The following is a 12190-nucleotide window of genomic DNA, read 5'->3' on the forward strand; positions in this document are numbered from 1 at the left end:
GGCACAACCGCTAAGCCATTATAGTTACTAAATAAATATTGAAAGCGTTGTTACTTGTAATTAGTTTAGAAACATTATTTAATAGCCGATATTACCTTTTAATAAGAGTTATATTTATGGCTGATCGGGAATTTGCCCATATCTTAATTTATTCTACACAAACTCTTATTTTTAGCATACTTGCTTTACTTCTCCTTGCTTATTATCGTGGTTTTGGCCGTACTTATGTCAAATTTTGGCTGTTCAGTTTATCGGCTTTAGCCGTAAATCAGCTGTCCCTAACCCTTGAAAGTGTTTTTAATCAACAAGAAGTCGGCAGTGTAATTGATATAACTATCGCGTTAGTACGGCAAATCAGTAATTATTTATACTTCTTGTTCTTAATGCTAGGTATTTATAGCGCGACGACACAAAAGAAAATATTACCTCAAGTAATATTTATAGGAATTATTGTTGCTATTACTATCGGCACAGTAGCTGCTTTGCTTTATGGTTTTAGCAGTAACAGCGTTTTTAATCGCTTTTACTTGCGTGAAAGTTTAGCTGCTTTCGTTTTTGGCTGTGGATTTATTGCCGCCGCATGCTATTTATTCTCCTCTAATATCCAGCATTTCTCAGGAAAAATTTTATTCATTTTCTGTTTTTCAGTCGGTGCTCGCTTTGTTACATTTTCATTCGCATCTATTGTTTCATTGACCGAAGATTGGTTTCGACACCTAACTGAATGGTTGATTTATGTCGATTTGGGCATTCATACAACACTAGGCTTTATTATACTTATATGGATGCAAGGTGCGGAAAGGCATATCGCTGATACGGCCATCAATAGGGCAAAGTATTTAGATAAACATGACGCGTTAACGGGTGTATTAAATCGTGAACAGGTGCTTGAAAAGTTAACCAACGAAATTAAAATTTCCGAAGGTGGTGGAAATAAACTTTGCATTTATTTGCTTGATATTAAACGCTTTAAATTCGTTAATGACACTTATGGTCTAAAAGTTGGTGACTTGATTTTAGGTGAAACGGCTCGTCGATTGAATCATAGCTTACTAAAACCTAAAGTGGTGGGACGCTTAAGCGGTGACTTGTTTCTGTATGTCATTGACTATGACAATGAGCAGCAAAAATTAACGGCAGTAGATCATATACACGCGCTAATTGCTCGACCTTACCATGTCGCACAGCAAGAAGTACACTTACAATGCAGTGTGGGTTATTGTGATTTCCCGTCGGATGCTGATAATGCCGATGACCTAATTCAAAAGTCGAACTTAGCGATATTTCAGGCTCGCAGTCATAATATTCAAAGCGTTAAATATGTAGCTGGCATGCAGTCAAATGGGCGGCATTTACTAGAAATGGCAAATGAGATACGTCGCGCTATCACGAATGAAGAGTTAATTTTACATTTTCAGCCACAGTTAAATTTGAAGAGCAATCGTTTAGAGGCTGCTGAAGTGTTAGTTCGCTGGCAGCATCCTGACAAAGGTTTATTGGCGCCAGGACAATTTTTTGATGATATAGAAGCTCTCAACCTCTTTAGTGAGTTAGATAACTATGTACTGGATAAAACCTGTCAAACGATTGCAAAATGGTATAAAACTTATAAGCGGCGTGTACCATTAGCAATAAATATTACCGCTGATGAGTTTCAAGCCACAAATTTTATTTGTAATATTAAATGTTTGTTAAAAAAATATGACATTCCTCCAATTTATCTTGAATTAGAAATCACCGAAAATGTCGTTATAACGGACATTGAGCTAGTGATGAAAACCATCATAGAATTACAAAATATGGGGATTAAAGTCTCGATTGATGATTTTGGCACGGGTTATTCGTCTTTAGCTTATTTACGAAGATTACCGATTGATAAAATAAAAATAGACCGCAGCTTTATTCAAGAAGTTGCCTCTAATGACTCTGATTTAACCATCGTAAAAACCATGATTGAATTATCACATGGTCTGGGTAAACGGGTACTAGCAGAAGGTGTTGAAACAAAAGAGCAGTTACAGTTATTACGTAACATTGGCTGTGACGCTGTACAAGGTTATTTTATTAGTAAGCCGATAAGCGAAGAAGAGTTTACTAAGTATTTAAAGCGTAAGTGATTTTAGCTAAATATATATAAACCTTAAGCTAAAAGCACTAAGCTTCATTTTATAGCTTAGTATTTATTACTGAAGTGCTGATCACTTAACTTCTTTAATTTCTATTGTTGCCTCTCGACTGTTTGCTGCTGTTGTGACGCTTTGTATGTAACCTTGCCAGCGTTGTTGATACTCCACACTTAATAGCTGTAAATAATCGCCACTATAAATATTGTTATGACTATCATCAAAAATGAATCGGTAGCCATGTTTGCCCACCGATTCAATTTTTAGCAGCTTTACTTGTTTCTTATGATAGACCTTAGGTGTTAAGCCTGTTGCTTGGCCCTTGTCGTCGGTTGGAGCAAACACGCGTAAATATTCAAAGCTTAAATCAATGGCCTTATTGCTATTTTGTTCCGTACTTTCAAACTCATTATTAGTGAAAAGTACCGACAAACTTGCGGTAGTGTTATTGATCACAAAGCGATTAACTTTACTCATGTTTAACTCCTAACTCTATATTTTAAGTTATAAAATAAAGCGACTTAGATCTTCATCTTTAATGAGATCAGATAAAATATTAGCGACAAAGTCAGCATCAATTAGAATCGTTTCACCCGCACGATCATTGGCCGTAAATGAAAGCTCTTCGATTAGTCGTTCCATCATAGTATGTAAACGACGTGCACCAATGTTTTCCGTACTTTCGTTAACTTGCCACGCAGCATTTGCAATGGCTTGAATGCCGTCTTTACTAAATGAAATATGCACACCTTCAGTGGCTAACAAAGCGATGTATTGCTCAGTTAATGAGGCATTAGGCTCGGTTAATATCCGCACAAAATCGTCAGTCGTTAAGGCTTTTAATTCAACACGAATCGGCAAACGACCTTGCAGTTCTGGGATCAAGTCAGATGGTTTTGACATTTGAAAAGCACCAGAGGCAATAAATAGTATATGGTCAGTTTTAATCATACCGTGTTTAGTGCTTACCGTAGAACCTTCAATTAACGGTAATAAATCTCGCTGTACACCTTCTCTTGAAACGTCAGGGCCTGAGCTGTCACCGCGTTTACAAATTTTATCTATTTCATCAATAAATACGATGCCGTTTTGTTCAACTTGATATATCGCTTTTTCTTTGATGTCGTCTTGGTTAACAATTTTAGCGGCTTCTTCTTCTTGCAAAGCTTTTAAAGCATCTTTGATTTTCAGTTTACGTTTCTTTGTTTTCTCACTCGACATGCTTTGGAACATGTTTTGAAGCTGCGAGGTCATGTCTTCCATGCCCGGAGGTGCCATGATTTCAACACCCATTTGTGGTGCCGCTAAATCGAGTTCAATTTCTTTATCGTCAAGTTGACCTTCGCGTAATTTTTTACGGAAAACTTGGCGAGTTGAGCTATTATCAGGCTGTTCGTCATTACCAAAGCCGTCACGCGCTGACGGCAATAGCACATCTAAGATACGCTCTTCAGCCGCTTCTTCGGCTAAGTGCTTAACTCGCGACATTTCTTGCTCTTTGGTCATCTTAATGGCCATATCAGCAAGGTCGCGAATAATGGTTTCAACTTCTTTACCGACATAACCCACTTCAGTGAACTTAGTCGCTTCAACTTTAATAAAAGGCGCGTTGGCTAACTTTGCTAAGCGTCGGGCAATTTCTGTTTTACCGACACCTGTTGGGCCGATCATCAGAATGTTTTTAGGGGTAACTTCAGCGCGCAACTCCTCATTAAGTTGCATTCTACGCCAGCGGTTTCTAAGGGCTATGGCGACTGCACGTTTGGCGTCGCTTTGACCAACAATGTGGCTATCTAATTCGTGAACTATTTCACGTGGTGTCATATCTGACATATTAATTCCTTACAAATTGGCGGTTATAGTTCATCAATCACGTGTTGCTGATTGGTGAATACACAAATATCACCGGCAATTTTTAATGATTTTTCAACAATTTCTTTCGCAGAAAGGTCGGTATTTTCAAGTAATGCTGTGGCGGCAGATTGTGCGAAGTTACCACCGCTACCAATGGCAATAAGGTCATTTTCAGGTTGCACAACATCACCATTACCGGTGATGATCAGCGACGCGGTTTCATCGGCAACTGCCAATAAAGCTTCAAGTTTGCGCAGAGCGCGATCACTTCGCCAATCTTTAGCAAGTTCAACGGCTGCTTTGGTCAAATGACCTTGGTGCATTTCTAACTTGCTTTCAAAACGTTCAAATAGGGTGAAGGCATCGGCTGTGCCGCCAGCAAAACCGGCCAGTACTTTGCCATTGTATAAGCGGCGTACTTTACGCGCATTGCCTTTCATTACAGTGTTGCCAAGGGAAACTTGACCATCACCACCTATGGCAACTTTGCCATTACGTCTGACAGAAACAATAGTAGTCACAATTAACCTCTTACATATTGCCAACTGAGATAGTCGGCTTGTCTAATGTAGATTAGATAAGGGGTAGCTTGAGCTTTTTCAAGGGAGCGACGATGAATAATAACAAGCGGGTAATTTTAATCGTTTGTTAGCTATCAGTTTTAAGCTAATTTGTTGGTGACTTTTTAAGGTGAGCTTGTCGGCATAAATACCGACCTACACGTGCCTGAGTTTTTACAGCAGATTATCGGTATAAGCAGCTAAAAGCTTTTAGCTGCTAGAGGGAGCTTTAATATCGGTCGATTTTTAAGGTTTATTAATCCCAGCCCCATATTTTACAGCCATGTACTGAGTTATTTTTTAATTTGTGTTTGTCTTTTTCTGCTTCACGCTTTTTCACGTATGGGCCTAAGTACACTTTATACCAGACTGATGAGGTACCTGTGGCTTTACTGACTTGCGCCTCTAAACCGGTGAAAGCGATTTTTGCTTTTAATGACTCAGCTTGTTTGCGGGTTCTAAACGAACCACATTGCATTTTATAAGGGCCTTTTTGGGTGACCTCATACTCGCCAACTTCAACTTCTTTACTTTTTAGGTCGTCAACGTATGTCCACTTTTCTTCGGGAAGCTCCGGTAGCTCTGTTGTTTTCTGCTTAGCCTTGATTACTTTAGGTGCGACAACGGTGTCAGGCTTTACATCTTTAATACTCCACAACATATAGCCAAAGCTTGGTATAGCGACAATAAGAAAAGCGGCAATTAATTTCACTTTTAATGAGGTACCTTCGGCCGGTTGCTCATTTTTTTTATAGGGACTTTGCTTTTTATTTTTTGCTCGAGAGCGGGAAACGTAATCTTGATGTGCCATGGAAAAATTTATACCTGAAGACTTTCGCCAATTCTAACCAACTGGTAAAGAAATATCACCCATTGAGTTGATTAACTTGTAAATAAACTTTTAATAGCCCTAGGCAAGTCGCTTTATAAGCAGCTACCAACTTAAATCTACTGGGTCGATATCAATTGACCATCTCACTTTTGATTGCCATTCATTATTTGCACTTTGCTGAATCAGGGTAAATACTGCTTGGTGCAGTTGTTTTCGCGACTTGGCTTGCAAAATTAAGTGGAAACGAAACTTACCGGCTTTTTTCTCCATCGCTGCAGGTACAGGGCCGGCAAACTGGCAACCTTCAAAAGGGATTTCTGTCATCGCACGTAAAAATTTTTCTGGATAAGAAGGATAATTTGCTTCTGCTCTAAATAAGGCTTGGTAACTAAACGGTGGCAATAGAGCTTGTTGGCGCTCTATTAGTGCTTGTTTTGCAAAATGTTGATAACCATTATGAACCAAGTCTTGTAATAACGGATGATCAGGGAAGTTACTTTGTACCATCACTTTGCCAGGTTTACTTGCTCGGCCGGCTCTGCCTGAGACTTGCACTAAAAGTTGCGCCATATGTTCTGCCGCACGAAAGTCATAGCTAAAAAGTGCACCGTCAACATCAAGCACAGCCACTAAGGTGACATCAGGAAAATGATGGCCTTTCGCAAGCATTTGCGTGCCAATCAACAACTGATGCTCTTTATTACCTACCTCAGTTAATAATTTCGCTAACGCGCCTTTTTTTCGCGTGCTGTCTCGGTCGATTCGTACGGTAGAGTAATCAGGAAATAGCGCGCTGATTTTTTCTTCTAATTGTTCCGTACCTTGTCCTATGGGTTTAATGCGTACGCTACCACAACTGGGGCACTGTGGAGGAATACGCTTTTGACTGCCGCAATGATGGCAAATCAGCAGTCCTTGGCCTTGATGTAAAGTGTAAGGCTTATTGCAACGTTGGCAGTCGGCTACCCAATGGCATTCTTGGCAGTTAATGGCTGGCGCATAACCACGGCGATTAAGAAAAATTAAGGCTTGCTCACCACGGGCTAGGGTATTTTTAATCGCTTGTTTTAAGGTACCAGAAAGGCCATGTTCCATTTGCTGTTGGGCAACATCAATTAAGGTGATTTTTGCGGTTGAGGCATTACCGGCACGTTTACGTAATCGGTGATAATGATATTTTCCCGATAAGGCGTTTTGCAATGATTCAAAACTCGGTGTTGCACTGCCGAGTATAATCGGGATATTAAGCTGCCTAGCTCTAAGTATGGCAATGTCGCGAGCATGATAGCGAAAACTGTCTTGCTGCTTAAATGAGGCATCGTGCTCTTCATCTACGATGATCAGACCTAAATCATGCAGCGGTGTGAAAATAGCTGAGCGTGTACCTATAACAATGGCTGCAGTGCCACGTTGGGCTTCTAACCAGGTTTGTAGGCGTTCTTTGTCGTTCAAGCCAGAGTGATGCAAGCTTATGGGTACATTAAAACGTTGCTCGAAACGGCTTAACGTTTGCGGCGTTAGGCCGATTTCTGGTACTAATACTAAAACCTGCTGACTGCGTGCTAATATTTGCTCAATGGCCTGTAAATAAACCTCTGTTTTACCACTGCCGGTTATACCGTCGACTAAGTGACAAGAAAACTGCGACTGCATTTCTTTTACCGTGGCGACAATAATGGCTTGTTCAGCTGATAATGCGAGTCTATTGTCTTGCAGTAATGCTTGCTCTTGCCACTTAAATTCAGCAACTTCACGGGGTTTACTATAAATAAATTGTTTTTTCTCTAGCGCATTAAGCTGTGCTTTATTAAAACCAAGCGTTAATAACTCCGACCAAGTCATGCCTTGGTGTTGTTTAAGCATGGTTAATAATTCAGCTTGTTTAGGCGAGCGTTTCGCTGTAGTTGCTTGCTCTGCTTCGCTTAAATCTGTTTTTGTTAACCAAATTTGCGGTAATTCAACATCAGGCTGTTTTATTTGGCGTAATAGCACGGGTAAGGCTTGCTGAAATACATCGCCAATAGGGTGATGGTAATAATCGCTGCAGCGCTGAATAAAATTAAGTAGAGTTGGTGAAAAACTAAAGTTATCAGTCACTCGGCTAAGCACAGACTTTATTTTTGCCGCTGCATATTCAGTGCTTTCATCTATCGACAATACAATGGCGACAACTTGACGAGAGCCAAAAGGCACAATAACGCGTTCGCCTAACGTTATAGCTTTAGTATTTAATTCGGCAGGTACTTTGTAGGTAAACAACTGGCGCATAGGAACCGGTATTGCAACTTGCACGTAAATGTCTGTTGAAGTTATTGCCAAAAATACTGTCATATAGAAAACCAAATGTTATGCTTATTCTACTGCTTAATAGCGCAATGCCAAGCTAGAAAATTATCCTATTTGTATTTTTATAAAATAAAGCCAAAAATGCTCAATTTTTTAGCGATTTTTATTGCTATGGGGATAGTGATGCTATAACATTCGCCTCCATTATTTTTAACTCGTATGGTGCTTGGCAGCAATAATGACTGATCAAGTGGCGATACGGCCTTAACAGAGGTTTCCCATGAAAGACGGTATTCATCCAAATTATGTAGAGTTCAAGGCAACTTGTTCTTGTGGTAACGTTATAACAACTCGTTCAACTGTAGGTAAAGACTTACATTTAGACGTATGTTCAGAATGTCACCCATTCTACACTGGTAAGCAAAAAGCTGCTGAGACTGGTGGTCGTGTTGATAAATTCAACAAGCGTTTTGGTGCTCTTAGCAAGAAGTAATTCTGCTAACATACCAGATGAAAAAAGCACCTTTAGGTGCTTTTTTTTTATGCTCAACACGAGTAATATGCTGCGAACTCATGGATGTGAAACAGCAGCGATAGCAAAAATTAAGCGCTTTCCATATGTATTACCCAGTTGCTTAATCAAATGGGTATAACAACTTCACGCTAATATTCTTTTAGTATAATTATTTTTACTTTTCTTTAAACCCTTTTGCTGCATACTGCATCTAACTTAATAATAATGTAATACGTCGAGAATTTACTTTTTGGATAAGTTAAAAATTATTGATGCCAATGAATGTTTTAGCCCAGATCTTGAGCCGCAATGGATAGCGCAAGCTCAGCAGGGAGATCAGCAGGCGTTTCATCACCTATACGAAAACTATCATCGCCGTATATATGCCTTGTGCTGGCGCATGATGGCCGATAAAGACAGTGCTGAAGATGTTTGTCAGGAAGTTTTCGTGCAATTGTGGCAAAAAATCAGTAATTTTCGGGGTGAAAGTAAGTTTTCAACTTGGTTGCATAGTGTCGCGACCAATATCGTTTTAGGGCATATTCGCAAGAACAAAACTTGGATCCAACGTATTTTTAGTATTGAAGAACAGACCATTGAAGACGCTGTTGTTGAAATGCCCGAATGTTCAAATTTAGATAAAAAAATTCAAACCTTACCTGAACGAGCACGGCTGGTTTTTGTTTTATTTGCCATCGAAGGTTATCGCCATGAAGAAATTGCCAATATGTTGGGCATGGCGGTGGGCACGAGTAAAGCTCAATACCATAGAGCTAGAGGTTTATTACGCGAGTCGTTAAGTGAGTAAATGATGAAAGAAACAATTGATGCCGCTACAAGCGCTGAGCAAAACTTACAAGATGCGATTGCACTGCTGCCGAAAGAAATGACACCTGATCGAGATTTATGGTCAGGCATCGACAAGGCCATTAACCAAAAATCAGTAGTTGAAAGTAAAGGGGCTAATAATAAATTTTTTATACCAACTGCTTGGGCAGCATCTGTGGTTGCCGCAGTATTATTAACTTGGGTTACCTTAGGTCCTGAACTACCAGGCAGTAAACCAGCGATAAACTTAGTTGCCGTAATGCAACAAAATTTTCAGCAACAAAAACAGAGTATGTTAGTTAATTTTGGTACACCAGATATTAAGCAATTACCGGTGGCAATGCAGACTGAATTAGTTAAGCTAAGTTCTGCGCAAAAAACCATTAGCAAAGCTTTGGCGGATGACCCTAATAATAGTGATTTATTAAATTTATTACGTTGGACACAGCAGCAAGAATTAGACTTACTGAAACAATTATATAGCCCTCAGTGGCAACAAATTTAGTCGTTATGACATACGAGATAAGAGGTTAATATGGGAAGCTTACGTAATTATTTATTACTGTTGCTGTTAATTACTGCACTACCAAGTGCGGCGGGAGAGCGAGTCGATGAGTCGATGTCATTGGGCAGCATTACCCATGTCACCATCGAAAATTTACGCGGTGAAGTAACCGTTATTGGTAATAATGGTGATACGGTTTCTGTTTCGGGTGAATTAGACGATAAAGCTGAGGGCTTAACATTTGAGAAATCAGGCTCGCGCATTATCATTAAAGTTGAAATACCAAACAATAGCCATAATAGTTGGGGAGCCGATGGCTCTGAGCTGACTATTGAAATGCCTAAACATGTGCGTGTTAGCTTTAAAGGGGTGTCTTCAAATATTAATATTAGTCATTTTACCCATGGCAGTGAAATTCAAACCGTTAGTGGTGATATTAGCGCTAAAGATCTCATGCAACAGATAGAATTAGCAACGGTCAGTGGTAATATTGAAAGTAAAAACCTCTCTGGAAAATTACGCCTGTCATCGGTCAGTGGTGATATTCATGATCGTAACTCGACCGGGCGAGCGCACTTTAAAACGGTAAGCGGTAACTTAAGCTCAAGCTCTAGTGCTAATGAAATTTCAGCGAATTCAGTATCGGGCGATATTGAATTAAAACTCGGCAAAGTTGATGAATTAATTGTTTCAACTGTTAGTGGTGAATTTGAAAGTCAACTCTCATTAAATGAAAATGGCTTGGTGAAAATGTCGAGTGTCAGTGGCGATTTAACGGTTGATTTTACCAATGACGTACAAGCGAGCTTTAATTTAAAAACCAACGCTGGCGGTAATATAGTTAATCGTTTAACGTCGGCGAAAGCTACACGCGCAAAATATGGTCCGAGCTCTAAACTGTCATTCGACACCGGTAATGCGAGTGGCTCAGTGCGAGCGAGCACCGTCAGTGGTCGGATAGAAGTAAAGTAATCGAGTAAACGCCTCATCACTTTTTGAGGCGAATACCTGAAGCGTTTGAATGGATAGATATTTATCTCTAAAAGGCAAAGATTACACGATATTTATTTATGTTTACCTCCGCTATAGCTGCTATTTTAAATATCTTTCTTGGTTAATTTTAATGAAACAATTCTTTTCATTTTTCATTTTGCTTAAGGGGAATTTCTGCTACATTAGCCCTCTTTATTTTCGAATAATTTTATAACGCTATTGAGGGAGTTTATTCTTTAATTAGCAGAGATTATCGCCAAGCATTTAAGGTGTGATATGGCCGATCGCAAGCCAGCCAAGTTTAGCAGAAACAACCAATTCCCTCGAGATAAACAAATTGACGAGTTAAAGGTTCCGCCGCATTCATTAGAGGCCGAGCAATCAGTGCTGGGTGGTTTATTACTAGATAATGAAACTTGGGACCGCGTAAGTGAACGTGTCGTCGCACAAGACTTCTACAGTCGCTCTCATCGCATTACCTTTGAAACGGTTGGTCGGTTAATTGAGTTAGGTGAGCCAGTCGATTTAATCACCTTATCTGAAGCGCTTGAGAATGATCAAAAGCTTGATGATGCTGGTGGTTTTGTTTATCTCGCCGAAATGATGAAAAATACGCCCAGTGCCGCCAACATTACTGCTTATGCAGATATTGTGCGTGAGCGTGCAGTTACGCGTGAAATGATCAGTGTTGCTAATGAAATTGCTGAAGCGGGTTATGATCCTCAAGGGCGTACCAGTGCTGATTTACTCGATTTTGCCGAAACTAAGGTTTTCGCGATTGCAGAGCAACGTGCAAATAAATCGGAAGGCCCAGAAAATATTAGCTCAGTATTAGAAAAAACAGTCGACCGAATTGAGAAGCTTTGTGCATCACCAACGAACGGTGTAACTGGGGTTTCAAGTGGCTTTACTGATCTAGATAAAATGACCGCAGGTTTCCAAAAGTCAGATTTAATTATTGTGGCGGGTCGTCCGTCTATGGGTAAAACGACCTTTGCGATGAACTTGGCCGAAAATGCCGCCATGACTGAAGATAAACCTGCGTTAATCTTCAGTTTAGAGATGCCTTCAGAACAGCTGATGATGAGAATGCTCGCCTCGCTTGGACGTATTGACCAAACTAAAATACGTACGGGTCAATTAGAAGATGAAGATTGGGCTCGCTTATCATCAACCATGGGCTTATTAATCGAAAAAGGTAAAATGTTTATCGATGATGCCGCTGGTTTAACACCGACCGACGTGCGCTCGCGAGCACGACGTATTGCTCGAGACCATGGTGGTATCAGTTTGATCATGATCGATTATCTACAATTGATGCGCGCACCACAATTTTCCGATAACAGAACCTTAGAAATTGCTGAAATATCCAGGTCATTAAAAGCCTTAGCAAAAGAATTAGAAGTGCCGGTTGTTGCGCTTTCTCAGCTTAACCGTGGTTTGGAGCAACGTGCTGATAAACGTCCAATTAACTCGGATTTACGTGAATCAGGTTCCATTGAGCAAGATGCCGATTTAATCATGTTTATCTATCGTGATGAGGTTTATCACGATGACTCTGAATACAAAGGTATGGCTGAAATTATTATTGGTAAACAGCGTAATGGTCCAATCGGGCGAGTGCCATTGACCTTCCAAGGACAATTTTCTCGTTTCGATAACTACGCCGGCCCGCATGTACTTGATGAAGATTAA

Annotated in this window: 11 protein-coding genes; 6 read left to right on the forward strand and 5 right to left on the reverse strand. The window is 40.0% G+C overall.

The window, feature by feature from the left end:
• Positions 1 to 116 precede the first annotated feature (116 nt).
• The gene (locus B5D82_RS10285; protein ID WP_081151320.1) at positions 117 to 2117 is read left to right on the forward strand and encodes a putative bifunctional diguanylate cyclase/phosphodiesterase; all 2001 of its coding nucleotides are present in this window, start codon (positions 117 to 119) and stop codon (positions 2115 to 2117) included.
• A gap of 81 nt (positions 2118 to 2198) precedes the next feature.
• On the opposite strand, the gene B5D82_RS10290 is transcribed toward B5D82_RS10285, so the two are convergent.
• The 5 genes from B5D82_RS10290 to priA form a co-directional block, all read right to left on the reverse strand.
• The gene (locus B5D82_RS10290) at positions 2199 to 2600 is read right to left on the reverse strand and encodes a gamma-butyrobetaine hydroxylase-like domain-containing protein (protein ID WP_081151321.1); all 402 of its coding nucleotides are present in this window, start codon (positions 2598 to 2600) and stop codon (positions 2199 to 2201) included.
• A 27-nt stretch (positions 2601 to 2627) separates the two neighbouring features.
• Positions 2628 to 3956 (reverse strand): ATP-dependent protease ATPase subunit HslU, encoded by a 1329-nt coding sequence (gene hslU, locus B5D82_RS10295; protein ID WP_081151323.1) that lies wholly within the window; start codon positions 3954 to 3956, stop codon positions 2628 to 2630.
• Positions 3957 to 3979: 23 nt separating this feature from the next.
• Positions 3980 to 4498, reverse strand: a complete 519-nt coding sequence (hslV, locus tag B5D82_RS10300) for an ATP-dependent protease subunit HslV (protein ID WP_081151324.1) — start codon at positions 4496 to 4498, stop codon at positions 3980 to 3982.
• A 295-nt stretch (positions 4499 to 4793) separates the two neighbouring features.
• Complete coding sequence (locus B5D82_RS10305) at positions 4794 to 5348, reverse strand: SPOR domain-containing protein (protein WP_081151326.1); 555 nt, start codon at positions 5346 to 5348, stop codon at positions 4794 to 4796.
• 123 nt (positions 5349 to 5471) lie between these two features.
• On the reverse strand, positions 5472 to 7700 hold the full coding sequence (gene priA, locus B5D82_RS10310; RefSeq protein WP_081151327.1) for a primosomal protein N': 2229 nt from the start codon (positions 7698 to 7700) through the stop codon (positions 5472 to 5474).
• Positions 7701 to 7935: 235 nt separating this feature from the next.
• On the opposite strand from priA, the gene rpmE reads away from it, so the two are divergent.
• The 5 genes from rpmE (at position 7936) to dnaB (ending at position 12190) form a co-directional block, all read left to right on the forward strand.
• Entirely contained in the window at positions 7936 to 8148 is a 213-nt protein-coding gene (gene rpmE, locus B5D82_RS10315; protein ID WP_077286181.1) for a 50S ribosomal protein L31, read from the forward strand.
• A gap of 271 nt (positions 8149 to 8419) precedes the next feature.
• Positions 8420 to 8977, forward strand: a complete 558-nt coding sequence (locus B5D82_RS10320; RefSeq protein WP_172820639.1) for an RNA polymerase sigma factor — start codon at positions 8420 to 8422, stop codon at positions 8975 to 8977.
• A complete protein-coding gene (locus B5D82_RS10325; RefSeq protein WP_081151329.1) occupies positions 8978 to 9502 on the forward strand; it encodes a hypothetical protein in 525 nt (174 codons plus the stop codon).
• A gap of 30 nt (positions 9503 to 9532) precedes the next feature.
• A complete protein-coding gene (locus tag B5D82_RS10330; RefSeq protein WP_081151330.1) occupies positions 9533 to 10474 on the forward strand; it encodes a DUF4097 family beta strand repeat-containing protein in 942 nt (313 codons plus the stop codon).
• 297 nt (positions 10475 to 10771) lie between these two features.
• Positions 10772 to 12190, forward strand: a complete 1419-nt coding sequence (gene dnaB, locus B5D82_RS10335) for a replicative DNA helicase (RefSeq protein WP_081151332.1) — start codon at positions 10772 to 10774, stop codon at positions 12188 to 12190.

The organism is Cognaticolwellia beringensis (assembly GCF_002076895.1).
Taxonomy (GTDB): domain Bacteria; phylum Pseudomonadota; class Gammaproteobacteria; order Enterobacterales; family Alteromonadaceae; genus Cognaticolwellia; species Cognaticolwellia beringensis.

Bases quoted from the DNA above. Each gene is read 5' to 3' on its own strand.
- B5D82_RS10285 (WP_081151320.1), top strand. From the start codon at position 117: ATGGCTGATCGGGAATTTGCCCATATCTTAATTTATTCTACACAAACT.
- B5D82_RS10290 (WP_081151321.1), bottom strand. From the start codon at position 2,600: ATGAGTAAAGTTAATCGCTTTGTGATCAATAACACTACCGCAAGTTTG.
- hslU (WP_081151323.1), bottom strand. From the start codon at position 3,956: ATGTCAGATATGACACCACGTGAAATAGTTCACGAATTAGATAGCCAC.
- B5D82_RS10305 (WP_081151326.1), bottom strand. From the start codon at position 5,348: ATGGCACATCAAGATTACGTTTCCCGCTCTCGAGCAAAAAATAAAAAG.
- priA (WP_081151327.1), bottom strand. From the start codon at position 7,700: ATGACAGTATTTTTGGCAATAACTTCAACAGACATTTACGTGCAAGTT.
- rpmE (WP_077286181.1), top strand. From the start codon at position 7,936: ATGAAAGACGGTATTCATCCAAATTATGTAGAGTTCAAGGCAACTTGT.
- B5D82_RS10325 (WP_081151329.1), top strand. From the start codon at position 8,978: ATGATGAAAGAAACAATTGATGCCGCTACAAGCGCTGAGCAAAACTTA.
- B5D82_RS10330 (WP_081151330.1), top strand. From the start codon at position 9,533: ATGGGAAGCTTACGTAATTATTTATTACTGTTGCTGTTAATTACTGCA.
- dnaB (WP_081151332.1), top strand. From the start codon at position 10,772: ATGGCCGATCGCAAGCCAGCCAAGTTTAGCAGAAACAACCAATTCCCT.